Source organism: Sphingobium fuliginis (assembly GCF_015074805.1).
GTDB lineage: Bacteria > Pseudomonadota > Alphaproteobacteria > Sphingomonadales > Sphingomonadaceae > Sphingobium > Sphingobium fuliginis.
In genome coordinates, this window is the sequence record NZ_CP060035.1 from 620,608 (window position 1) to 644,739 (window position 24,132).

Annotated in this window: 21 protein-coding genes; 16 read left to right on the forward strand and 5 right to left on the reverse strand. The window is 66.5% G+C overall.

All coding sequences use genetic code 11. The features are described 5' to 3' along the window. Positions 1-5: 5 nt before the first annotated feature. Both H5V43_RS02995 and H5V43_RS03000 read right to left on the reverse strand, forming a co-directional pair. Positions 6-1,574 (reverse strand): efflux RND transporter periplasmic adaptor subunit, encoded by a 1,569-nt coding sequence (locus tag H5V43_RS02995; RefSeq protein ID WP_025549374.1) that lies wholly within the window; start codon positions 1,572-1,574, stop codon positions 6-8. Next, complete coding sequence (locus H5V43_RS03000; protein ID WP_052816701.1) at positions 1,571-3,040, reverse strand: efflux transporter outer membrane subunit; 1,470 nt, start codon at positions 3,038-3,040, stop codon at positions 1,571-1,573. Before H5V43_RS03000 ends, H5V43_RS02995 begins: the two co-directional genes overlap by 4 nt. 128 nt (positions 3,041-3,168) lie before the next feature. Between H5V43_RS03000 and fabD the strand changes: the two genes are divergently transcribed. From fabD to mltG, 6 genes are all read left to right on the forward strand, one after another. Next, positions 3,169-4,104, forward strand: coding sequence for an ACP S-malonyltransferase (fabD, locus tag H5V43_RS03005; RefSeq protein ID WP_025549372.1), 936 nt, complete (start codon positions 3,169-3,171; stop codon positions 4,102-4,104). Positions 4,105-4,112: 8 nt separating this feature from the next. Continuing rightward, positions 4,113-4,919 carry a crotonase/enoyl-CoA hydratase family protein gene (locus tag H5V43_RS03010; protein ID WP_037482652.1) on the forward strand — a complete coding sequence of 269 codons (807 nt, stop codon included), beginning with the start codon at positions 4,113-4,115 and terminating at the stop codon, positions 4,917-4,919. A 1-nt stretch (position 4,920) separates the two neighbouring features. Further along, a complete protein-coding gene (gene fabG, locus H5V43_RS03015; RefSeq protein ID WP_025549370.1) occupies positions 4,921-5,661 on the forward strand; it encodes a 3-oxoacyl-[acyl-carrier-protein] reductase in 741 nt (246 codons plus the stop codon). Between the two features lie 236 nt (positions 5,662-5,897). Next, positions 5,898-6,131 (forward strand): acyl carrier protein, encoded by a 234-nt coding sequence (locus H5V43_RS03020; RefSeq protein ID WP_007689016.1) that lies wholly within the window; start codon positions 5,898-5,900, stop codon positions 6,129-6,131. A gap of 179 nt (positions 6,132-6,310) precedes the next feature. Beyond that, on the forward strand, positions 6,311-7,570 hold the full coding sequence (gene fabF / locus H5V43_RS03025; RefSeq protein ID WP_025549369.1) for a beta-ketoacyl-ACP synthase II: 1,260 nt from the start codon (positions 6,311-6,313) through the stop codon (positions 7,568-7,570). 10 nt (positions 7,571-7,580) lie between these two features. Continuing rightward, positions 7,581-8,552: an endolytic transglycosylase MltG gene (mltG, locus tag H5V43_RS03030; RefSeq protein ID WP_025549368.1), complete on the forward strand. Its 972-nt coding sequence runs from the start codon at positions 7,581-7,583 to the stop codon at positions 8,550-8,552. Positions 8,553-8,767: 215 nt separating this feature from the next. Here mltG and trpE read toward each other — a convergent pair whose 3' ends face one another. Both trpE and H5V43_RS03040 read right to left on the reverse strand, forming a co-directional pair. Next, entirely contained in the window at positions 8,768-10,270 is a 1,503-nt protein-coding gene (trpE, locus tag H5V43_RS03035; RefSeq protein ID WP_025550383.1) for an anthranilate synthase component I, read from the reverse strand. Positions 10,271-10,295: 25 nt separating this feature from the next. Next, on the reverse strand, positions 10,296-12,245 hold the full coding sequence (locus H5V43_RS03040; RefSeq protein WP_193666757.1) for a peptidylprolyl isomerase: 1,950 nt from the start codon (positions 12,243-12,245) through the stop codon (positions 10,296-10,298). Between the two features lie 194 nt (positions 12,246-12,439). Between H5V43_RS03040 and tpiA the strand changes: the two genes are divergently transcribed. From tpiA to H5V43_RS03055, 3 genes are all read left to right on the forward strand, one after another. Further along, the gene (gene tpiA, locus H5V43_RS03045; protein ID WP_193666758.1) at positions 12,440-13,180 is read left to right on the forward strand and encodes a triose-phosphate isomerase; all 741 of its coding nucleotides are present in this window, start codon (positions 12,440-12,442) and stop codon (positions 13,178-13,180) included. Positions 13,181-13,302: 122 nt separating this feature from the next. Next, positions 13,303-13,683 carry a preprotein translocase subunit SecG gene (gene secG, locus H5V43_RS03050; RefSeq protein ID WP_025550385.1) on the forward strand — a complete coding sequence of 127 codons (381 nt, stop codon included), beginning with the start codon at positions 13,303-13,305 and terminating at the stop codon, positions 13,681-13,683. Between the two features lie 91 nt (positions 13,684-13,774). Then, positions 13,775-15,409, forward strand: a complete 1,635-nt coding sequence (locus H5V43_RS03055) for a CTP synthase (protein WP_025550387.1) — start codon at positions 13,775-13,777, stop codon at positions 15,407-15,409. Between the two features lie 33 nt (positions 15,410-15,442). On the opposite strand, the gene H5V43_RS03060 is transcribed toward H5V43_RS03055, so the two are convergent. Continuing rightward, positions 15,443-16,579: a PQQ-dependent sugar dehydrogenase gene (locus H5V43_RS03060; protein ID WP_025550389.1), complete on the reverse strand. Its 1,137-nt coding sequence runs from the start codon at positions 16,577-16,579 to the stop codon at positions 15,443-15,445. 198 nt (positions 16,580-16,777) lie between these two features. Here H5V43_RS03060 and rimP point away from each other — a divergent pair, with 198 nt between their 5' ends. From rimP to H5V43_RS03095, 7 genes are all read left to right on the forward strand, one after another. Continuing rightward, positions 16,778-17,302: a ribosome maturation protein RimP gene (gene rimP, locus H5V43_RS03065; protein ID WP_025550391.1), complete on the forward strand. Its 525-nt coding sequence runs from the start codon at positions 16,778-16,780 to the stop codon at positions 17,300-17,302. Positions 17,303-17,314: 12 nt separating this feature from the next. Next, positions 17,315-18,886, forward strand: a complete 1,572-nt coding sequence (gene nusA / locus H5V43_RS03070; RefSeq protein WP_025550393.1) for a transcription termination factor NusA — start codon at positions 17,315-17,317, stop codon at positions 18,884-18,886. Positions 18,887-18,892: 6 nt separating this feature from the next. After that, positions 18,893-19,129 (forward strand): tautomerase family protein, encoded by a 237-nt coding sequence (locus tag H5V43_RS03075; protein ID WP_025550395.1) that lies wholly within the window; start codon positions 18,893-18,895, stop codon positions 19,127-19,129. 141 nt (positions 19,130-19,270) lie between these two features. Continuing rightward, complete coding sequence (locus tag H5V43_RS03080) at positions 19,271-19,927, forward strand: DUF448 domain-containing protein (protein WP_025550397.1); 657 nt, start codon at positions 19,271-19,273, stop codon at positions 19,925-19,927. A 70-nt stretch (positions 19,928-19,997) separates the two neighbouring features. After that, positions 19,998-22,595 carry a translation initiation factor IF-2 gene (gene infB / locus H5V43_RS03085; RefSeq protein WP_193666759.1) on the forward strand — a complete coding sequence of 866 codons (2,598 nt, stop codon included), beginning with the start codon at positions 19,998-20,000 and terminating at the stop codon, positions 22,593-22,595. A gap of 123 nt (positions 22,596-22,718) precedes the next feature. Then, positions 22,719-23,114: a 30S ribosome-binding factor RbfA gene (gene rbfA, locus H5V43_RS03090; protein ID WP_025550399.1), complete on the forward strand. Its 396-nt coding sequence runs from the start codon at positions 22,719-22,721 to the stop codon at positions 23,112-23,114. Between the two features lie 121 nt (positions 23,115-23,235). After that, a complete protein-coding gene (locus H5V43_RS03095) occupies positions 23,236-24,132 on the forward strand; it encodes an alpha/beta hydrolase family protein (protein WP_025550401.1) in 897 nt (298 codons plus the stop codon).

Genomic DNA, 24,132 nt, shown 5'->3' on the forward strand with positions numbered 1-24,132 from the left:
GCGCGTCAGGTTCCGCTCTGCCGGCCGGTGCCGCGCGGCTCGCCGCCCTGGCCCTTCGGCGCCGATGGCGCGACCGGCGCGGTTTCGGCCTTCCCGTCGCCCGAATTGCCGAGCTTCCCGACAGTGGCCGGGCTGCCGTCGGTGGACCGGCCGCCTTCCGTCCGGCGGTTGCGGTCGCGCGGCCCGCCGCCCTGCGAACCGCCATCGGCCTGATCCTCCGCCGGCGCCTGCTGGCCGGCCGCAAGCTGCCCGGTGATGACGCGCATGCCCGGTTTCAGGTCGCCGCCCGTGATGACCGTGCGCGCGCCGTCGCTGGCGCCGACGGTCACCTGCACGGCCTTGGGATTGCCGTCCTCGCCCACGACATAGACGGTCTGGCTGCTGCCGATGCCGAAACTGACCTGCCGGCTCGCGCCGCCGCGCCGGAACCTGCGGGGGCCGGGGACGATCTGGCTGGTGATGCCGCCGCCCTGGTTGCCCGCGCTGGGCTTGAAGCGAAGCGCGCTGTTGGGGACCAGCAGCACGTCATGCAGTTCCTGCGTCACGATGTCGGCGGTCGCGGTCATGCCGGGGCGCAATATCTCGTCCTTGTTGTCCACCGACAGCACCGCCGTATAGGCGACGACGGTGCCCGTCGTGCTGCTGGCCGCGCTGCCGCCCGACGAGGAGGAGGAGCTGCTGCTGCTGGCGCTGTTGGAGCCCACATTGACCCGCGTCACCCGCGCCGGAAAGGTGCGGCCGGGGAAGGCGTCGACGGAGAAATTGGCGCTCTGGCCCTCCTTCACCTGTCCCACATCCGCCTCGTCGACGGAAACCTCCACCTCCATCTGGGTCAGGTCTTCCGCAATGGTGAAGAGCACCGGCGCGTTGAGCGAGGCGGCGACGGTCTGGCCCGGCTCTATGTCGCGGGACAGGACGACGCCGGTCACGGGCGAGACGATCTGGGCGATGGAAAGATTGGTCTGCGCCGTGGAAAGCTGCGCCTGGGAAACGCGAACCTGCGCCTGTGCGGAGCGGAGGTTGGCGAGGGCGGAACTATAGTCGGCCCGGGCGGCGTCCAGTTCCGTCCTGGCGGGAACGCGCCCGCCGGAAAGCTTGAACACGTTGAGCTGGCGGTCGAGCGTCGCCCTGGCCAGCGCCGCCTGCGCTTCCGCCTGCGCCACGCTGGCCTGCGAGGAGGAAAGCTGCGCGCGGTTCTGGTTGATCGTATCCACCAGCCGCCGGGTGTCGAGTTCGGCCAGCTTCTGCCCCCTGGTCACGCGGTCGTTCACATCGACATAGACCGCCGTGATCTTGCCCGACTGTTCGGAACCGACATCGACCTGATTGATGGGCTTCAGATTGCCGGTGGCCGATACGGAGACGGTAAGGTCGCCCTTGCGCACTTCCCGCGTCGCATAATTGGGCTTGTCGTCGCCCGAAAAGCAGCGCGCAAGCAGCAGGATGAGGATCAGCAGGGCGACGCCCACCGCGCCACGGACCACCCATTTGCGCCACGGTTTTTCCGGCCGCGCGCCAAGAAAGTCGTTGATGTCCTGATCGCTGGTCACATCATTGCTCGTCTTTTTGCTCATGAGGGGGGACGGCCTTCCATATTCTGCCAGCCGCCGCCCAGCGCATTGTAAAGCTGGGCCAGGCCAAGGACCTCGTCGGATTGCGCGCCGGCAAGGCTGTTGCGCGCGTTCAAAAGCGAATTCTCGCTCTGGGAAAGCGTCTGGAAATCGATCAGGCCCGCCTGGTACTGGCTGCGCGCCAGTATCGCGGCATTGTTCGACGCTTCATAGGCGGTCGCGAACTCCGCCTTGCGGGCGCGGGCGCTCGACAGCGACGCCATGGCATTCTCCACATCCTCCAGCGCGGACAGCACCGCCTGCTTGTAGGCGGCGAAGGCGGCGTCGGTGGCCGCCCGTTGCGAACGGACCTGCGAGGCGAGGCGTCCGCCGTCGAAGATGACCTGCGCCACATTGGCGAATACGCCGCCGGTGACCAGGCTGAACAGGTCTTTGAAACTGTTGGACGTGGTGCCGATATTGCCGCTGATGCCAAGGGAAGGATAAAGCTGCGCCTGCGCCACGCCGATGCGCGCCGTCGCGGCGGCCAGCGCCCGTTCGGCCGAGCGCACGTCCGGCCGCTGGCGCAGCGTGTCGGCGGGAATGCCGGTGGCGATCTGCGCGGGCGCGGCGGGAATCGGCGCCGGCGTTTCAAGGCTCCGGGTCGCTTCGCCGGGCGCCTGCCCCGTCAGCACGGCGATACGGTTGAGGCTGCCCCGAAGGCTCGCCTCAAGCTGCGGGACGGTGGCGTTGGTCTGCGCCAGTTGCGCCCGCGCCTGCTCCGCGTCGATCGAGGAGACGAGGCCCGCCTGAAGCCGCCAGTTGGCGATGTTGTAATTGTCCTGCTGGATCGCCTGCGTCTCCCGCGCGACGCGCAACTGCTCCTGCGCCAGACGCGCCTGCACATAGTTGGTGACGAGTTCGGAGACGATCGTCGCCCGCACATTGGCCAGGTCATAGCCGGATGCGGCAAGATCGGCCCGCGCGGCCTCCGCCGAACGGGACAGTTCACCGAACAGGTCGACCTGCCAGCTTGCATTGGCGCCGACGGAATAGCTGCTCGACCACTTGGAGCCGCCGCCGCCGATCGGATTGCCGCTGGGGTCCAGCCGGCCGCCCGCATCCCGGCTGCTGTAGTTGCGCCCGCCGCTGGCCGATCCGTTCACCTGCGGCAGGAAGGCGGCCCTTGCCTGCCGCAGCGACTCCCGCGCCTGGCGCAGACGCGCCTGCGCCTGAACAATGTCCAGATTATTGGCGATCGCCCGGTCGATCAGGCCGCTCAGCGCCGGATCGTCGAGCCGCGTCCACCAGGTGCCAAGCTCCGCTTCGTCGAGCGGAGCGCCGCCGCCCTGGCTATAGGCCGCCGGCACGCCGAGCGCTGCGGGGGCAGGGGCGCGATAATCGGGACCGGCTGCGCAGCCCGACAGGACCAGCGCGGTTCCCGTGATCCATCCAAAGCGATATCGCACCTTTTCCTTATACTCCGTCATCGTTAAAGGCGGTCCTCCAACGAGAACTGCCGAAATGGGCCGGGCGCCTCAACGGCATTTGTGTCTCAAAGTGTAACGACTTTGAAAAATTGCGCTTTTGCAGGGGCGCGCATGTCAGAAGGTGGATGATGAGGGCATTTCTTTTTCCAGGGCAGGGCAGCCAGTCGGTCGGCATGGGCAAGGCGCTGGCCGATGCGAGCCCGGCCGCGAGGGAACTGTTTCAGGAGGTCGATGACGCCCTGTCGCAGCATTTGTTCCGCATCATGGTGGAGGGGCCGGAAAGCGACCTGACGCTGACGGAAAACGCCCAGCCCGCGATCATGGCCAATGCGCTGGCGACCCTGCGCGTGATGCAGAAGGAAGGCGGCTTTTCGCTGGCGGAGAAGGGCGATTATGTCGCCGGTCACTCGCTGGGCGAATATAGCGCGCTGTGCGCGGCGGAGGCATTCGACATCGGCACGACGGCGAAGCTGCTGAAGCTGCGCGGCCAGGCGATGCAGGCGGCGGTGCCGGTGGGCGAGGGCGCGATGGCTGCCCTGCTCGGGGCCGACATCGAAAAGGCGCAGGCATTGGCGGAGGCGGCTGCCGAGGGTGAGGTCTGCACCGTCGCCAATGACAATGATCCGACGCAGGTGGTGATTTCCGGCCATCGCGGCGCGATCGAGCGCGCCGTCGCGCTGGTGAAGGACCATGGCATCAAGCGCGGCGTCCTGCTGCCGGTTTCCGCGCCCTTCCACTGCCCGCTGATGCAGCCCGCGGCGGAGGCGATGGAGGATGCCCTGGGCAAGGCGGCGATCAACACGCCGCTGCTGCCGGTCTATGCCAATGTGCTGGCAAGCGCGATCGCCGATCCGGACGAGATCAGGCTGCGGCTGGTCGAGCAGGTGACGGGCCGCGTGCGCTGGCGCGAATCCGTCGCCGCCATGTGGGACGCGGGCGTCACCGAATTCGTCGAACTGGGCGGCAAGGTGCTGGGTCCGATGGTGAAGCGCATCGCTCCCGACGCCACCGTGCGCAGCGTCGTGACGATGGACGATATCGAGGCCGCGCTGGGCGCGCTGTGAGCGGCGGCATGAGCAGCGCTCCCGTCCTGACCAGCCGTGACGGAGCCGTCCTGACGGTCACGCTCGACATGCCGGACCGGCGCAACCCGATCTCCGATCCGGCGATGGTCGACGCCCTGTGCGCGGTGTTCGAGCAGGCGGATCGCGACCTGTCGGTGCGGGTGGCGATCCTGACCGGGGCGGGCAGCGCCTTTTCATCGGGGGGCGACCTCAATGCGATGCGCCCTGATGCGGGCGGCCTGCGCGCGGGACTGCCGGCGCAGACGCGGCGCAACTACCGGGCGGGAATCCAGCGGCTGCCGCTGCTGTTCCAGGCGCTCGAACTGCCGGTGATCGCGGCAGTCAACGGCCCGGCCATCGGCGCGGGCTGCGACCTGACGCTGATGTGCGATGTCAGGATCGCGGCGCAATCGGCAAAATTCGCGGAATCCTTCGTCAAGCTGGGCATCGTTTCCGGCGATGGCGGCGCGTGGCTGCTGCCGCGCATCGTCGGCTTCTCCAAGGCGACCGAACTGGCGCTGACCGGTGAGACCATCGACGCGGAAGAGGCGCTGCGGATCGGGCTGGTGAGCGAGGTGGTGCCGGACGCCGACCTGCTGGCGGCGGCGCGCAGGGTGGCCGACAGGATCGCCGCCAATCCGCCCCATGCCACGCGGATGACCAAGCGGCTGCTGCGCGCGGCGCAGACGGCGGAATTGAACCAGATCATGGAAATGGCGGGCGCGATGCAGGCGCTGGCCCATGCGACGGCGGATCATGATGAGGCGATCGACGCCTTTTTCGAGCGCCGGACGCCGAACTTCAAGGGAGATTAGAATGTTCGATCTGACAGGCATGACCGCGCTGGTGACGGGCGCTTCGGGGGGCATCGGCTCGGCCATTGCGAAGGCCCTCGCCGCGCAGGGCGCCACGCTCGCCCTTTCGGGCAGCAATGAGGAGAAGCTGAAGGCCTTCGCCGCGGAACTGGGCGGTGATCACAAGACGCTCGTCTGCAACCTCGGCGACCCGGCGGCGGTCGACGCGCTGGTGGGCCAAGCGGTGGAAGCGCTGGGCGGCAAGCTCGACATCCTCGTCAACAATGCCGGCATCACCCGCGACAACCTGATCCTGCGCATGAAGGACGAGGAATGGTCGGACGTGATCGCCGTCAATCTGGAGGCCGCCTTCCGCCTGGCCCGCGCCGCCGCCAAGCCGATGATGAAGGCGCGTTTCGGCCGCATCGTGTCCATCACCTCGGTCGTGGGCGTCACCGGCAATCCGGGACAGGCCAATTATGCCGCGTCCAAGGCCGGCATCATCGGCATGTCCAAGTCGCTGGGACAGGAACTGGCGAGCCGGGGCATCACCGTGAACTGCGTCGCGCCCGGCTTCATCCGCTCCGCCATGACCGACGCGCTGAACGATGCGCAGAAAGGCGCGATCCTCGCCAGGATTCCGGCGGGCGATCTGGGCGCGGGGGAGGACATCGGCGCGGCCGTGGTCTATCTCGCCAGCAAGGAAGCGGGTTACGTCACCGGCCAGACGCTGCACGTCAATGGCGGCATGGCGATGATCTGAGGGGGAAGGATCGGTCGGTCCCAAAGTCCCACGCTGCGGCTTTATTCCATCGCGGCCGAAAATTTTGGGCATTTGCAAAAGGGCAACCTTGTGCCATCGGGGCTGAGGAGTCGAATGCAGGTGGGGCGATGCCATCCGATTGTTTCTTGCCTCTTGCCTCTCGTTGGGCTTGCCTCTAGGGCATGCCTTAACAAATATTCAGAACCATCAACGATACCCAGTAAGAAGGACCACTCATGAGTGAGACCGCGGATCGCGTAAAGAAAATCGTCGTCGAGCATCTGGGCGTCGAAGCCGAAAAGGTGACCGAGGATGCGAGCTTCATCGACGATCTGGGCGCTGACAGCCTGGACATCGTTGAGTTGGTGATGGCGTTCGAGGAAGAATTCGGCGTCGAAATCCCCGACGATGCGGCCGAGAAGATCGCCACCGTCAAGGATGCCATCGATTATATCGACAGCAAGCAGTAAGAGCGTTCGGCGGCCTGCCCGGCATCGGGTGGCCGCTGCGTTTACAAAAGGGAATGGCTCCTCCTGTCCGGCAAAACCGGGTCTTGGGGAGCCTTTTCGTATCTGGTCCCGTTCACAATCGCCTTTCCAATGGCTAGATGGGCGGCGTTGAGCCAAAGACTATTTTTCGGAGCAAGCATATGCGTCGTGTTGTCGTCACCGGCCTTGGCATGGTCAGCCCGCTTGGCGGGGATGTGGAAACGACCTGGAAGAACATCATCGCGTCGAAGTCCGGCGCGGCGACGATCACGCGCTTCGACGCCAGCGAATATAAGTGCCGCATCGCCTGCGAAGTGAAGCCGGCGGATCATGAATATGGCTATGATGCCGGGCTGGACGTGGATCACAAGATCCAGCGGCAGGTCGACCCGTTCATCGTCTATGGCATTTCCGCCGCCAGCCAGGCGCTGCGCGACGCCGGTCTCGACAATATGAGCGAGGAGGATCGTCTGCGCGCCGGCTGCTCGATCGGTTCGGGCATCGGCGGCCTGCCGGGCATCGAAAGCGAATCGCTGGTGCTGGCGAACCGGGGGCCGGGCCGGGTCAGCCCGCACTTCGTCCATGGCCGCCTCATCAACCTGATCTCCGGCCAGGTGTCGATCAAATACGGTCTCATGGGCCCCAATCACGCCGTCGTGACAGCCTGCTCGACCGGTGCGCATTCGATCGGCGACGCTGCCCGCATGATCGCGCTGGACGATGCCGACGTGATGCTTGCGGGCGGCGCGGAAAGCGCGATCTGCCCGATCGGCATCGCCGGCTTCGCCCAGGCCCGCGCGCTTTCCACCGCCTTCAACGACACGCCGGAAAAGGCTTCGCGGCCCTATGACGTCAACCGCGACGGCTTCGTCATGGGCGAAGGCGCGGGCGTGGTCGTGCTGGAGGAATATGAGCGGGCCAAGGCGCGCGGCGCGAAAATCTACGCCGAAGTCGTCGGCTATGGCCTGTCGGGCGACGCCTATCACGTCACCGCCCCCCATCCGGAGGGCAATGGCGCCTATCGTTCCATGGAAATGGCGCTCAGGAAATCCGGCCTCGGCCTTGGCGACATCGACTATGTGAACGCGCACGGCACCTCGACGCCTTTGGGCGACGAGCTGGAACTGGGCGCGGTGAAGCGGCTGTTCGGGGAACATCTGGGCACCATGTCGATGAGCTCGACCAAGTCGGCCATCGGCCATCTGCTGGGCGGCGCGGGCGCGGTGGAGAGCATCTTCTGCATCCTGGCGCTGCGCGACCAGATCGTGCCGCCGACGCTGAACCTCGACGAGCCGAGCGAAAGCTGCAAGGGCGTCGACCTCGTCCCGCATGTCGCCAAAGAACGCAAGGTGCGCGCGGTGCTGAACAATTCGTTCGGCTTCGGCGGCACCAACGCCTCGCTCATCATGAAGGCGGTCTGAGACATCGGCGATGCGACGGCTTGGCTTGGGCATAGTGCTGATCGGCCTGGCCGTCGCGGCGTTCGTCGCTTTCCGCTTCGTCTATGGCTGGACCGAGGCAGGCCCGGCGACGAAGGACATCGCCATCGTCGTGCCCGAAGGCTCGACCATCGCGGACACCGCCATTCTCCTGAAGCAGAAGGGGGCGGTGCGCTCCGCCGATGCCTTCCTGACGCGGGCCAAGGTCTTCGGCCGCGGCAAGTCGATCAAGGCGGGCGAATTCCTGATTCCCAAGGGCGCCAGCAATTCCGATATTTTCCGTATCCTCCAGGGCGGCAGGACGCTGACCCGGCTGATCACCATACCGGAGGGCATGCCCTCCATCCTGGTCCATGAACGGCTGATGGCGAATGAGGAACTGACGGGCGAGATTCCGGTGCCGGAGGAAGGCAGCGTTCTGCCCGACAGCTATGCCTTCGACAAGGGCGAGAGCCGGGCGGCGGTGCTGAAGCGCATGCAGGGTGCGATGAGCAAGGCGCTGGCGAAGATGTGGGCGGAACGGGCGCCCAACACAGTCGCAAAAACGCCCGGGGAAGCCGTCATCCTCGCCAGCATCGTCGAAAAGGAAACGGCCGTGCCTGCCGAGCGGCCGACCGTCGCCGGGGTTTACGGCAATCGCCTGAAGGCGCGCATGATGCTCCAGGCCGATCCGACGATCATCTATCCGATCACCCGGGGCAAGCCCTTGGGCCGGCGGATCAGGAAGTCCGAAATCGCCGCGGTCAACGACTATAACACCTATGCGATGACCGGTCTGCCCAAGGGGCCGATCGCCAATCCGGGACGCCTGTCGATCCTCGCGGTGCTGCACCCGGCGGAGACGAAGGCGCTCTACTTCGTCGCGGACGGGAAGGGCGGCCATATCTTCGCGGACACGCTGCAAGAGCATAATGACAATGTGCGCAAATGGTTCGAAATCCGGCGCGCCAGGGGGGAGCTTTGAAGTGAGCTGACCGATGGCGCGCTTGGGTGGGGAGCGGATGTTCCCCCTCCCGCAAGCCGGAGGGGGTTAGGGGGTGGGCTGGCGCAACATCCGCGTTGTTTTGCAACGGCCAAGTCAGAAGCTCGCTCCGCTCGCGCCCACCCCTAACCCCTCCCGTTTACGAGAGGGGAATGTCCTGGGATGGCCATAGCCCGCCGCCACTCACCGCAACAACCCTACTGCCCAAATCCCGACTCGCGCGCCAGCGCCACCGCTTCCCGCGCAGCGGCGAGCAACGCGCCGCTCTTCGCCTCGCACTCCCGCTGCTCATATTCCGCCGTCGAATCCGCGACGATGCCCGCGCCCGCCTGCACATGCATCACGCCGTCCTTGAGCACGGCGGTGCGTAGCACGATGCAGCTATCCATATTGCCGTCCGGCCCGAAATAGCCGACGCCCCCGGCATAGGCCCCGCGCGTTTCCGGCTCCAGTTCCGCGATGATCTCGCAGGCGCGCACCTTGGGCGCTCCCGACACGGTCCCCGCGGGAAAGCCCGCGAACAAGGCGTCCAGCGCGTCCCGGTCCGGCGCCAGCCGTCCCACCACGTTCGACACGATATGCATCACATGGCTGTAGAATTCGACGCTGTAGCTGTCCGTCACGGTGACGGTGCCGGCCGCCGCGACCCGCCCCACATCGTTGCGCCCCAGGTCCAGAAGCATCAGATGCTCCGCCCGCTCCTTGGGGTCGGCCAGCAGGCTTTCGCGGTTGGCGGCGTCCTCGACGGCATTCCTGCCGCGCGGCCGGGTGCCGGCGATGGGCCTGATCGTGACCTCGCCGTCCCGCGCCCGGACCAGGATTTCCGGACTCGACCCGATCAGCGCAAAGCCGGGCAGGTCGAGATAATAAAGGAAGGGCGAAGGGTTGATCCGCCGCAATGCCCGGTAAAGCGCAATCGGCGGCAGCGTGAACGGGCTGGTGAAGCGCTGCGCCAGCACCACCTGAAAAATGTCGCCCGCAACGATATAGTCCTTCGCCTTTTCGACCATCGCGGCATAGCGGCCCGGCTCCAGCACCGGCGTCACGGCGACTTCGGCAATCCCGGCGGGAGCGGCCTGCGCGGGGAGGGGAGCCGCCAGCCGGGCGGCAACGGCGTCGATCCGTTCCAGCGCCTGCTCGACGGCGCGGTCGGCATCGGCAAAGCTTCCCTTCCACACCGGCGCGACCAGGAACAGTGCATCGGCCAGCCGGTCGAACACCAATATCACCGTCGGCCGCACGAACAGCATGTCGGGCAGCGCAATCGCATTTTCAGGCGGACGCGGCAGCTTCTCGACCAGCCCGACCGTCTCATAACCGAAATAGCCGACCAGGCAGGCCAGCGCAGCGGGCAGCGCCGGATCGAGCTCAGCCCGGCACTCCGCCACCAGCGCCCGCAACGCGTCCAGCGCGTCGGCGCCTTCCGGCACGAAGGCCTCCCGGTCGGTCGCCCATTGCCGGTTGATCTCCGCCGCATGGCCCTGCGCCCGGAAGACGAGGTCGGGGGCGAGCCCGATCAGGCTGTGGCGGCCTCGCACCGCGCCGCCCTCGACCGATTCCAGCAGGAAATCGCCGCGATCGGGCTCGAACAATTTCAGCGCGGCGGAAATCGGCGTGTCCGTGTCGGCGATCTGGCGCCGCCACACCAGCGCGGATTGCCCCGCCGCCAATGCCTTGCGCGCGCTCTCGATGCCGTCCATCCCCGCCGGTCTCCCCGCAACCACCTTACTGACCGCCACTATTGGCGTTGGCGAGCGCGCGCTGCACGCCGGCCACCGCATTGGCGTTCCGCCTGACGCCCAGCTCCTTCTCGACGGCGCGCTCGAACTGCTGGCCATATTCCTGGCCGACGACTTCGCTGAGCTGGTCGCGGACCTGATTCACCAGCGCCTTGTCGCTGCCTGCATCGCCGCGCTTGATGCCGTTCAACTGCACCACGAAATAGCCGCGATCCTGCCCGGCGGGCAGCGTCTTCACGCTGTTGGTCGCCATGGTGAACAGCATCGCCACCTCGGCGGGCGGACGCTGGCCGTCGCGCATGATGTCGGCGCGGCGGCCGCCCACCACCTGCGGCTTGGGCAGGGCGACGCCGGCGGCGGCGACCGCCTCGTCCAGCTTCATGCCCTTGGCGACCTTGGCGCGGATCTGCTCGGCCAATGCCTTGGCCTTCTCATTGCCCTGGGCCAGCTTGTACTGCATCGCGACCAGCGCCTTCACCTTGGCGAGCGGCGGCGGCGCGGCGGCCTGTATGTCGCCGGGCGCGGTCAGGGCGTAGCGCTTGTCGGCAACGATCGGGACCAGTTGCGCATCGTCGTCCTGGCTCATGCCGAAGACAGGGGCGAGCAGCGGCTTCACATCCGCCGGCACCTGATAGGCCACATCCTCCACCTGCTTGCCGGAGGAGACGAGGAACGGCGTCGTTTCCAGCTTCAGGCCATTGTCCTTCACCACTTCCTCGAAGCTGCCGCCATTGGCGATCTGATCCTCGATCTTGCCGGTGAAGTCATTGAGCAGCCGCTTCTCCTTCTGCGCGCGCAGCGTGGTGACGATCTCGTCCCGCACCGCCGCCAGCGCGCGGGCCGGGGTCGTGCTGACCGCCGTGACCCGCAGCAGCACCCAGCCCAGCGATCCACGCAGCGGCCCCACCAGCTCGCCCTGTTTCGCGGCAAAACCGGCATTGGCGACGGCGGCGGACGCGGCGGAGGCCAGCGCCTCCCGGCTCTGGTCCTTCAGTTCGGAGACGGAGAGGCCGGCCGATTGCGCTGCGCCGGCGAGCGACTTGCCGCCCTTCACCTGATCCGCGATCGCCTTGGCGCCCGCCTCGGTCGGCAGGATCAATTGCTCGAAGCTGCGGCTCTCCTTCGCGGCGTAGGCGGCCTTGTTCTGGTTATAATAGCCGGCGATCTCCGCATCGGTGGGCTGCGCGGCCTGCGCGAAGCGTTCAGCGTCGATCACGGCGTAGCGGATGCGGCGCTGTTCCGGAATCGTATAGCGCGCGGCATTCTTCCTGTAGAAATCGCCGAGTTGCGCGTCGGTCGGGTCGGCAATGTCCTTGAACGCGGTCGCGGGAACGAGGGCGATGGTGCCCTGGCGCGCCTCCAGCAGCAGCGAGGCATAGGGCAGCACCATGGAGTCGGTCAGCTTCACGCCCAGCCCCAGCGGGGCCAGCATCTGCCGCTCCAGTATCTCGCGGCTGATGTCGTCGCGCAGCGCCTGTTCGGTGATCCGCTCGCGCAGCAGCAACTGCCGGAAATTCTCCTGGCTGAAATTGCCGGCCGCATCCTGGAAGGCGGGGATCTGCGCGATCTGGGCATCGACCAGCCGCTTGGAGATGTGGACCTTCTGGTCGCTCGCATATTCCTTCAGCGTCATCGACGCGACAAGCTGGTCATAGACCTGCGCCGCGCCGCCCTGCGCCAGGAAGTCGCCGATCTGCAATCCCGGATTGGACCTGCGCGCATTTTCGAACACGCGCTGCACCCGGTCCTGCAATTCGGTCATGGTGAGGCGCGATCCGCCCGCCTTGGCGGCGGTCTCGCCGCCGCCAAGGGACGATCCGAACTTGCCGCTCGTAATGTCCCCCATGATGAAGGCGGCCGCGATGATCCCCAGGAAGATCAGGGCCGCAAAGGCGCCGAATTTGGAGCGGATGAAACGGCGAAAGACTGAAAGCATGGAGGAAAGTCCGTAAAAGCGGCTTTGATGGCGGCCCGCTTTAAGGGCGGATCGTCGCGCGGGCAAGGGGCGCTGGGGTGCCAAGGCTGGACAAATGGCCGCACGCCGTTCATCGGCTCGGCCAACCCGGCGGCGCGGATTGGAGAGCCGTGCCGCAGGGGACCGTGCAGCAATAACCATAAGGGGAAAGATCGATGAGCAGGCGAAAGCTGGTTGTCGGCAACTGGAAGATGAACGGCCTGCGCGCCCAGCTGGGCGAGGTGGAGGCGATCGGCGGCCTCGCGCGCGACTATCCGGCGGTGGAAGTCGGGCTGTGCCTGCCCGCGACGCTGATTTCGCCGGCGGACGGCGTGAAGGGTGCGGCCTTCATCGGCGCGCAGGACTGCCATATGAAGGAAAGCGGCGCGCATACCGGCTGTCTGTCCGCGGCCATGCTGGCGGAAGCCGGGGCGAGCTGGACCATCGTCGGCCATAGCGAGCGGCGGCAGGACCAGGGCGAAACCGACGCGGACATCGCGGCGAAGGCGCTGGCGGCGCGGGCGGCGGGGCTGAAGGTCATCCTCTGCGTGGGCGAAAGCCTCGACGTGCGCGATGCCGGCAATGCGGAAGCGGTGGTGGCGGCCCAGTTGCTGGCGTCCCTGCCGGACGGGGCGGCGGCGGACTGGCTGGCCATCGCCTATGAACCGATCTGGGCCATCGGCACGGGCCGGATCCCCACCATGGAAGCGGTCGCCGCGATGCACGCCGCCCTGCGCGCCGCGCTGGCGAGCCGGATCGGGGTCGAGGCGGAGGGGATGCGAATCCTCTACGGCGGATCGATGAACGGCGACAATGCGGCGGAGCTACTGGCGCTGGCCGATGTCGACGGCGGCCTGATCGGCGGCGCGAGCCTCGCGGCGGCGAAATTCGCCCCGGTGATCGCGGCAGCGGCCTGATCGCCAATAAACAAGCCCCTCCCGCTTGCGGGAGGGGGAGAGAGGACAGGGGCGGTTGCCCCCGCGCCCCATCATCGCTATGTGCGCGGCAACCCACCCTTTACCGGACAGATATTCGTCTCATGTTCACCTTCATCCTCGTCGTGCAGGCCATCGTCGCTGCCCTGCTGGTCACCGTCATCCTGATGCAGAAGTCGGAAGGCGGCGGCCTGGGCGTCGGCGGCAGCCCGGCGGGGTTCATGTCGGCGCGCGGCGCGGCGGATTTCCTGACCCGGTCGACCACGGTCCTCGCCGGCATCTTCGTGACGCTGTCGGTCGTGCTTGCGGTGATCGCCTCGGTCCAGCACCGGCCGAGCGACATCGACACCTCGCTGGTGAAGCAGGCGCCCCCCCAGGCTCCCCCATCCGCTCCGGCCCCGGCGACCGGCAACGATCCGCTGGCCGGCGCTGCGGGCGCGGCGGGCGGCAACGCCGCCAACGGCGCGGTCCCGCTCGCCAACTAGGCGGCCTGACCTCCCCATTTCGCTTTTTTCGCACGCGCGATGATTCGCGCGCTTGCCCAACTCGTTTGTAAAAGGCTAAGCCTCTCCTCCCATGGCGCGGTATATTTTCATCACCGGCGGCGTGGTCTCCTCGCTTGGCAAGGGCCTGATGGCCGCTTCGCTCGCAGCACTGCTGCAGGCGCGAGGTTTCCGTGTGCGTATCCGGAAATTCGATCCCTATCTCAACGTCGATCCGGGCACGATGAGCCCGTATCAGCATGGCGAGGTCTATGTGACCGACGACGGGGCGGAAACCGACCTCGACCTCGGTCATTATGAGCGCTTCACCGGCGTTTCGGCGCGGCAGTCGGATAATGTGACGCAGGGCCGGGTCTATCAGACCATCATCCAGCGGGAACGGCGCGGCGACTATCTGGGCGCGACGGTGCAGGTGATCCCGCACGTCACCGACGAGATCAAGGCCTTCGCCCTCGCCGAATCCGACGACCTCGATTTCGTGCTGTGCGAGATCGGCGGCACGGTGGGCGACATCGAATCGCTCCCCTTCATGGAGGCGATCCGCCAGCTCCATAACGATCTGGGGCGCAACCGCTCCATCTTCGTCCATGTGACGCTGGTCCCCTATATCGCGGCGGCGGGCGAGCTGAAGACCAAGCCGACCCAGCACAGCGTGCGCGAACTGACGTCGCTGGGCATCCAGCCCGACATATTGCTCTGCCGCTGCGAACATCCGCTGCCGGAAAGCGAGCGGCGCAAGATCGCCCTGTTCTGCAACGTCCGCCCCGAAGCGGTCATCCCGGCCCTCGACGCCAGCAGCATCTATGCCGTCCCGACCCAATATCATGCGGAGGGGCTGGACGACGAAGTGCTGCGCGCCTTCGGCATCGAAAACGCGCCCGCGCCCACGCTAGACCGCTGGCACGACATCATGGACCGGCAGCAGAATCCGGAAGGCGAAGTCACCATCGGCGTGGTCGGCAAATATGTCGGCCTGCCCGATGCCTATAAGTCGCTCTATGAAGCGCTGACCCATGGCGGCTTCGCCAACCGGGTGAAGGTCAACATCAAATGGCTGGACGCGGAAATGTTCGAGGAAGAGGGCGCGGACATCGCCGCCCGCCTTGAACCGATGCACGGCATCCTCGTTCCGGGCGGCTTCGGCGTGCGCGGGTCGGAAGGCAAGATCGCCTCGGTCAAATTCGCCCGCGAACGCAATGTGCCCTTTTTCGGCATCTGCCTCGGCATGCAGATGGCCTGCATAGAGGGCGCGCGGAACACGGCGGGCATCGCCAACGCCTCCACCACCGAATTCGGCGAAACCAGCGAGCCGGTGGTCGGCCTCATAACCGAATGGATGAGCAAGGAAGGCCTGCAGAAGCGCACCGCCGAAACCGACCTTGGCGGCACTATGCGGCTGGGCGCCTATCCGGCGAAGCTCACCGGCAACAGCGTTGTCGCGGGCATCTACAACGCCACCGACATCAGCGAACGCCACCGCCACCGCTATGAGGTCAATGCCGGCTATCGCGAGCCGCTGGAAAAGGGCGGCCTGATCTTCTCGGGCATGTCGCCGGACGGCACGCTGCCGGAAATCGTCGAACGTCCCGACCACCCCTGGTTCGTCGGCGTGCAGTTCCATCCGGAACTCAAGTCCAAACCCTTCGACCCGCACCCGCTCTTCGCCAGCTTCATCGAAGCGGCGGTGAAGCAGAGCCGGCTGGTGTAAGAGGAACGGGGCCGCAAAGGCCCCGTTTTTCGTTCAGGCGGCAGGCGTCAGCTTCAGCAACCGCCCCTGCGACCCGTCCTTGCCGTCCTCCAGCAGCCAGAGCGCCCCGTCCGGCCCTTGCTCCACCTCCCGGATTCGCGCGCCCATGTCCCACTGGTCGGCCTTGGAGGCTTTCTCCCCCTCCAGCTTCACCCGCACCAGCGCCTCGCTCGACAGCCCGCCGATGAACAGCGAATCCTTCCATTGCGGAAACAGGTCGCCCGAATAATAGACAAGCCCGGCCGGGGAGATCACCGGATTCCACCAGACTTTAGGCGCCTCAAACCCGTCGCCCGCCCTGTGATCGGGAATGTCCCGCCCGTCATAATGGCTGCCGTTGGAGGCGAGGGGATAGCCATAATTCAATCCCGGCTTGATCAGGTTCACCTCGTCCCCGCCCTTCGGCCCCATTTCCTGCTCCCACAGCCGCCCGTCCTTGTCGAAGGCGATCCCCAGCAGATTGCGATGCCCATAGGACCAGACTGCCGGATGGAACCCCTTCGCCGCCAGCGGATTGCCCGCGGCCGGCGTGCCGTCCAGATTAAGCCGCAACACTTTCCCCAAAGTCGACTTCGGGTCCTGCGCCGGATCGAATTTCTGCCGCTCGCCATTGGTGAAGAACAGATATTTCCCGTCCGGCGAGAAGGCGATTCGTCCCGAATAATGGCCATTGCCATCCACATATTGGCTGGGGCGGAAGATCACCTTCACGCCGTCCAGCTTCGTCGTCCCGTCGCTCGCCTGGTTGAAAACCCCCGTGGCCAGCGCCACGCCCTTGCCGCCCTGACCCGCCTCTGAGAAACTGAAATAGACCGTCCCGCTCCGTGCAAAGTCCGGTGCCGGCACCACGTCCATCAGCGCGCCCTGACCCGCGCTGTCGACCGGCGGAATGCCCGCGACCGGGATTTTCGTCCCGTTCTTCGGATCGAACAGGATCATCTCGCCCGCCTTCTCCGTCACCAGCATCCGGCCATCGGGCAGGAAGGTCATGGCCCAGGGCGCATCGAAATCAGCGATCACGGAAGTCCTGAACGGTTTCGCCGCCGACGCGGCGCTGTTCTGCCCCACGGCATCGTCCGCCGAACAGGCGATCAGGGCCAGCGGCAGGGCGGTGAGGGCAAGATGGCGCATATCGTCTCCTCTCGGCTGAATCGGGGAATTGATGACGCTACCAGAATGCGCATCAAATGCCTCGCGACAAATGAGTTGCAGCTTTGCGGCATCCCGCCTATATCGCCCCTGCTTCCTTACATCGTCAAACATGTCGGGGTCGCGGGCGGATCGCCTGCGGCGACGGGAAGCCGCAATTTTGTTTTTTTGGGAGATCCCATGGCGGACATCGCCGAACTGACGGCCCTGATCGAACCGGAGGTGAAGGCCCTGGGCTTCGACCTCGTGCGCATCAGGCTGTTCGGCTCGGGTGACGAGCATACGCTTCAGATCATGGCCGAGCGTCCTGAAACGAAGCAGCTTGTCATAGAGGATTGCGCCACCATCTCGCGCCGCCTCTCGGACGTGCTGGATGAAGCTGACCCGATAGAGGAGGCCTATCGCCTCGAGGTCAGCTCTCCGGGCATCGACCGTCCGCTGACCCGCCTCGCCGATTTCCTGGAATGGGCCGGGCATGAGGCGAAGATCCAGGCTACGGAGGCCGTGGCCGGGCGCAAGAGCTTCCGGGGCGTGCTCAAGGGCATTGAGGACGACGACATCCTGTTCCAGGATGCCAAGGCCGGCGATGTCGTCATCCCTTTCGCGCTGGTCGGGGATGCCAAGCTGATACTGACCGACGCGCTGATTGCTGCTAGTATGCCGCTCTCCTCCGATGGGGCGGACGAGTTCGAAACCGAGGAATAAGGGTTTACGTCCATGGCCAACGCCATTTCCGCCAACAAGGCCGAACTGCTCGCCATCGCGAACAGCGTCGCCAGCGAAAAGATGATCGACAAGGCGATCGTCATCGAGGCGATGGAAGACGCGATCCAGCGCGCCGCCCGCGCCCGCTACGGCGCCGAAAACGACATCCGCGCCAAGCTGGACCCGGACACCGGCGACCTTCGCCTCTGGAGAGTCGTTGAGGTGGTCGAGCAGGTCGACGACTATTTCAAACAGGTGGACCTGAAGCAGGCGGCCAAGCTCAAGAAGGACGCTGTGATCGGCGACTTCATCGTCGATCCGCTGCCGCCCATCGACCTCGGCCGCATCGACGCCCAGTCGGCCAAGCAGGTGATCTTCCAGAAGGTCCGCGATGCCGAGCGGGAGCGCCAGCATGAGGAATTCAAGGACCGCGTGGGCGAAATCATCACCGGCGTGGTGAAGTCGGTCGAATTCGGCCATGTCGTGGTGAACCTGGGCCGCGCCGAGGGCGTCATCCGCCGCGACCAGCAGATTCCCCGCGAAGTCGTCCGCGTCGGCGACCGCATCCGCTCGGTGATCCTGAACGTGCGCCGCGAAAATCGCGGGCCGCAGATTTTCCTCAGCCGCGCGCACCCCGAATTCATGAAGAAGCTGTTCGCGCAGGAAGTGCCCGAAATCTACGATGGCGTGATCGAGATCAAGGCCGCCGCCCGCGATCCGGGTTCCCGCGCCAAGATCGGCGTCATCAGCCGCGATTCGAGCATCGACCCGGTCGGCGCCTGCGTCGGCATGAAGGGCAGCCGCGTGCAGGCCGTCGTGCAGGAAATGCAGGGCGAGAAGATCGACATCATCCCCTGGTCGGAAGATACCGCGACCTTCGTCGTCAACGCGCTGCAGCCCGCGCAGGTCGCCCGCGTCGTCATCGATGAGGAGGAAGAGCGCATCGAGGTCGTCGTTCCCGACGATCAGCTTTCGCTCGCCATCGGCCGTCGCGGCCAGAATGTCCGCCTCGCCAGCCAGTTGACCGGCAAGGCCATCGACATCATGACCGAAGCGGACGCGTCGGAGAAGCGCCAGAAGGAATTCGTCGCCCGCTCCGAAATGTTCCAGAACGAACTGGACGTGGACGAAACCCTCTCGCAGCTTCTGGTGGCCGAAGGCTTCGGCGAACTGGAGGAAGTGGCCTATGTCGGCATCGACGAACTGGCCGCGATCGAGGGCTTCGACGAGGAACTGGCGCAGGAACTGCAAAGCCGCGCCCAGGAAGCGCTGGATCGCCGCGAAGCCGCCGCGCGTGAAGAGCGCCAGGCGCTGGGCGTCGAGGATGCGCTGGCCGATATGCCGCACCTCACCGAAGCCATGCTGGTGACTTTGGGCAAGGCGGGCATCAAGACACTCGACGATCTGGCCGACCTCGCCACCGACGAACTGGTCGCCCGGAAGCGCGTCGACCAGCGCCGCCGCCGCGAGAACAAGGAAGAGGACAAGGGCGGGATTCTCGCCGAATACGGCCTCAGCGAAGAGCAGGGCAATGAGATCATCATGGCCGCCCGCGCCCACTGGTTCGAAGGCGAGGAAGCGTAAGAACAGATGCCCTTCGTCGACATCCGTCTGGCCGGAAACGCCACCCGCGAGCAGAAGGCGGCCATCGTCGCCGACGTCACCCGGTCGCTCGTCGAGCGGCTGGGGAAGTCGCCCGCTGCCGTGCAGGTGGTGATTTCCGAAATCCCGACGGAAAATTACGGCGCAGGCGGGCAGCTCATCGCCGACCGCGACGCGCCCAAGCCCATAGGGGAGGACGCCCATGCCGCGGTCACTTCCCAATGAGAGGCTGAGTCCCAACATCGCCGCGTCAGGGATGTGCTCCTGCGAAAGCAGGAGCCCAGTTCTGCCCTGGCATGCTCCCGACAGCGTGGAACTGGATTCCTGCCTGCGCAGGAATGCGGCCCATTATTGGGAGGCGCGCCCATGACCGAACGCAAATGCATATTGTCGGGCGACCGCGCCGACCCGGACATGCTGGTCCGGCTCGCCTGCGGCCCGAATGGCGAAATCCTGCCCGACATCCGCGCCAAGGCGCCCGGCCGGGGCGCGTGGATCGGTGTGCCACGCGCCGAACTCGAACAGGCGCTGGCAAAGGGCAAGCTCAAGGGCGCGCTTGCCCGCGCCTTCAAGATCGGCGACCTGCAAATCCCCGACGCGCTGCCCGCCCTGATCGAGGAGGGCTTGCGCAAGGCCCTGCTCGACCGTCTGGGGCTGGAGGCGAGGGCGTCGATGGTCCTCACCGGCTCGGAAAAGATCGATGTCGCCTGCCGCAAGGGTCAGGTGAAGCTGCTGCTCCACGCCGCCGACGCGGCGGCCGACGGCAACCGCAAGCTCGACCAGGCCTTCCGCGTCGGGCAGGACGCCGAAGGCACGGATTTGGCGGGCATCGTCTTGCCTGTGGACCGACACGCCCTATCTATGGCAATGGGGCGGGACAATGTCGTCCATATCGCGGTGACCGACTCGCGTGCGGCGTCACGTCTGCGCGGCGCCATAGGCCGCTTGGAAAGCTATCTGGGTTGCGCTAACGGAGCGCCGGTGCATGGGGAGCAGGACTCCGCAGGGGCACTGGGCGCCTGAGGTAGCATTGGAATGAAGGCGCCGACGGGCCTTGCCGGTCGGGTTGATGTGAAGGGTATAGTTCAGTCGTATGAGTGACAGCAAGGAAGACAAGCCGGTTCTGGGCCGCAAGCCGCTGGGGATCAAGCGCACGGTCGAGTCCGGTCAGGTGCAGCAGCAGTTCAGCCATGGCCGCAAGAATACGGTCGTGGTCGAGGTGAAGCGGCGCCGCATCCTGGGCAAGCCGGGTGAAGCCGGACACGCTGCGCCTGAACCGCAGGCCGATCCCACGCCCGTGGCCGCCGCTCCGCAGGCCCCCGCGCCCCAGCAGCCGCAGGCCCGCGCGCCGCAGCCGGCCCCCGCGCGTCCGGCCCCGCCGCAGAGCCTGATGTCGCGTCAGGAATTGCAGGCGAAGCTGCTGCGCGAGGCGGAGGAAGCCCGCATGACCGCGCTGGAGGAAGCGCGCCGCCGCGAAGACGCCCAGCGCCTCGCCGCGAGCGAGGAGGAAAAGCGCCGCGCCGAGGAAAACCGCCTGGCTGCCGAGGCTGCCGAGGCTGAAGCCGCGCGCCGGACCGAAGTCGAGACCGGGCCGGCGGAGGAAACCGCCAGGGCGCCCGTCGAGGAGCCTGCGCCGGCCGCCGCCGATGCCCCGGCCGAAGCTGCGCCCGCAGCCGCCGAGCCGAAGCCCGCCACCTCCGCCACCGTGCCGCCGCCGCGCCGCTTCACGCCGGTCGCGCCCGTCAAGCGTCCGGAGCCGGCCAAGCCCGACCGCGCCAAGCGCGGCGACGACAATCGCCGCCAGGCCGGCAAGCTTACCGTCACCCGCGCCTTGTCGGATGACGACAGCGCCCGCGCCCGCAGCCTCGCCGCGCTCAAGCGCGCCCGCGAGAAGGAACGGCGCGCCCATTATTCGGGCGGCGCCCAGCAGCGGGAAAAGCAGTCGCGCGACGTGGTGGTGCCCGAAAGCATCACCGTTCAGGAACTTGCCAACCGCATGGCCGAAAAGGGCGCGGACCTGGTGAAGGCCCTGTTCAAGATGGGCACCGCCGTCACGCTCAACCAGGCGATCGACCAGGATACGGCCGAACTGCTGGTCGAGGAATTCGGCCACCGCATCCAGCGCGTGTCCGACGCCGACGTCGAGATCGGCATGGAAGGCGAGGTCGACGCGCCCGAAACGCTCAAGGCCCGTCCGCCGGTCGTGACCATCATGGGCCATGTCGATCACGGCAAGACCTCGCTGCTCGACGCGCTGCGCGGCACCAATGTCGTATCGGGCGAAAGCGGCGGCATCACCCAGCATATCGGCGCCTATCAGATCAGGACCAAGGGCGGCGACCTCGTCACCTTCCTTGACACGCCGGGTCACGAGGCCTTCTCGGAAATGCGCGCGCGCGGCGCCAATGTCACCGACATCGTCATCCTGGTGGTGGCGGCGGACGACGGCCTGATGCCGCAGACCATCGAGGCCATCAACCACACCAAGGCCGCTGGTGTGCCGATGATCGTCGCGATCAACAAGGTCGACAAGCCCGAAGCCAATCCCCAGCGCGTGCGAGAGCGCCTGCTGGAGCATGAGGTGATCGTCGAGGACATGGGCGGCGAAACCCAGGATGTCGAAGTCTCCGCGCTCAAGAAGACGGGCCTCGACGAACTGCTCGACAAGATCATGCTTCAGGCCGAACTGCTCGAACTCACCGCCAATCCCGATCGCGCCGCCGAAGGCAATGTGATCGAGGCGCAGCTCGACAAGGGCCGTGGCGCGGTCGCCACCGTGCTGGTGCGCAAGGGCACGCTGAAGATCGGCGACACCTTCGTCATCGGTTCGGAAAGCGGCAAGGTCCGCGCGATGATCAACGACAAGGGCCAGCAGGTGAAGACCGCCGGCCCCTCGACCCCGGTCGAGGTGCTGGGCTTGTCCGGCGTGCCGATGGCGGGCGACCAGCTCACCGTCGTCGAGAATGAGGCCCGCGCCCGCGAAGTCGCCGCCTATCGTCAGGAACAGGCGACCAAGAAGCGCACCACCGCCGCGCCCACCAGCTTCGAACATATGTTCTCGGCGCTCAACACCAAGGTCATCGAATATCCGGTGGTGGTGAAGGGCGACGTGCAGGGTTCGGTGGAAGCGATCGTCTCGTCGCTGAACCGCATTTCGACCGACGAGATCAAGGTCCGCATCCTGCATTCGGGCGTCGGCGCGATCACCGAAAGCGACGTCACGCTGGCCGCCGCCAGCCGCGCGCCGCTGATCGGCTTCAATGTCCGCCCCAATGTCAAGGCGCGCCAGTTGGCGGAGCGCGAGAAGATCTCGCTGCGCTATTATGACGTGATCTACGACCTGCTGGAGGAAGTTCGCGGCGAAATGGCCGGCCAGCTCGCGCCGGAACGCATCGAAACCATCGTCGGCCGGGCCGAGGTGCTTCAGGTCTTCCCGGCGGGCAAGAAGGACAAGGCGGCCGGTCTGCTCGTCCTCGACGGCATCATCCGCAAGGGTCTGGCCGCGCGCCTCACCCGCGACGATGTCATCGTGTCGCGCACCCACATCGCCTCGCTCCGCCGCTTCAAGGACGACGTCTCCGAAGTCCGCGCAGGCATGGAATGCGGCGCGGTGCTCCAGGACACCAACGACATCAAGCCCGGCGACACGCTGGAACTGTTCGAGGTCGAGGAACGCGCCCGCACGCTGTGATCCATGTCCCCCCTCCCGCAGGCGGGAGGGGGCTAGGGGGTGGGCTCGCCCTCTCCTGAACTGCAATGGCCGATGGGGAGAGCCCACCCCCGGCCCCTCCCGCTTGCGGGAGGGGAGGATATAATGCCCGCTCCCAATGAAGGCTCCTCTGTCCGCCTCCTCCGCGTGGGCGAACAGGTGCGCCATGTCCTGTCCGACATTCTCCAGCGCGGCGACGTGCATGACGACGTCCTCGCCAGCCATGTGGTGAGCGTCACCGAAGTCCGCATGTCCCCTGACCTGCGCCATGCGACTGTCTTCATCAAGTCGCTGCTCGGCCAGGATGAGGAAGCGGTGCTGAAGGCGCTGCGCACCAACACCGCCTATCTCCAGCGGGAGGTCGCGACCCGTATCCGCCTCAAATATGCGGCGAAGCTCAAATTCCTCGCGGACGAGAGCTTCGATGAGGGCACCCATATCGACAGGCTGCTCCGCGATCCCAAGGTCGCCCGCGATCTGGAGCAGCCCGAAGGCGAATAGGCAATATGCTTCGGCCTTCGCAGGAGCACGCTGTACTCGGCCAGGCATCGTCCCCCATCGACGCGACGGCGCAGCCCGGCTAACAGCGTCTTTCCCGCAGGCAAGGCAAGGGGCAGGGCAGATGAAAAGAACCGGCATAGTCGCGATCGCGCTTTTGGCCCTGGCCATACCCGCCGCAGCCAGGGAAGCGCCGGTCCACCCCGCCGTCGTCAGCGACCCCGCGCCCGACGCGGCCTACCCCGCCGGCATGAGCGCCTTCACCATCCCCTCGGAGGACGGCCTGCTCAACGCCGTCCTTTACACCGCCGCCGGTCCGGGGCTTCACCCGACGCTGCTCCTCCTCCACGGCTTCCCCGGCAATGAGCAAAATCTCGACCTGGCCCAGGCCGCCCGCCGCGCCGGGTGGCATGTCCTCACGCTCCACTATCGCGGCTCCTGGGGCAGCCCCGGCAGCTTCTCCTTCACCCACGCCTCGGAAGACGCCTGGAACGCCCTGCAATATCTCCAGCAATCCGCGACCGTCGCCAAATATCGCATCGACACCAGCGCCATCGTCGTCGCGGGCCACAGCATGGGCGGTTTCATGGCTGCCGATGTCGCCGCCGCCGAACCCCATGTCGCCGGCCTGTTCCTGATCGACCCCTGGGACCCGGCCGAAACCGTCCCGACCCTCTCCACCCCCCAGGGCGAGGCCGCCTGGAGGGCCGAAGTCGCCAGCGACCTGCCACCCCTGCAAGGCGCCACCTATGACAGCCTCACCGCCGAAATCCGCACCAACAGCGAGAAATTCGACCTTGGCCGCAAGCTGGTGGGCTATGGCCGCCGCCCGCTCACCATCATCGGCGCGGAACGCGGCATCGGCGCCATGGCGCGCAAGGTGACGGCAGACGCGCAATCGGCCAATCCCGACACGCGCCTGGCGGTCTGGCCGACCGACCACAGCTTTTCCGACAGGCGCATCGCCCTGGCCGACGCGCTCGTCCGCTTCCTCAAGCAGATCGCCCCCATGGCGCGCTGA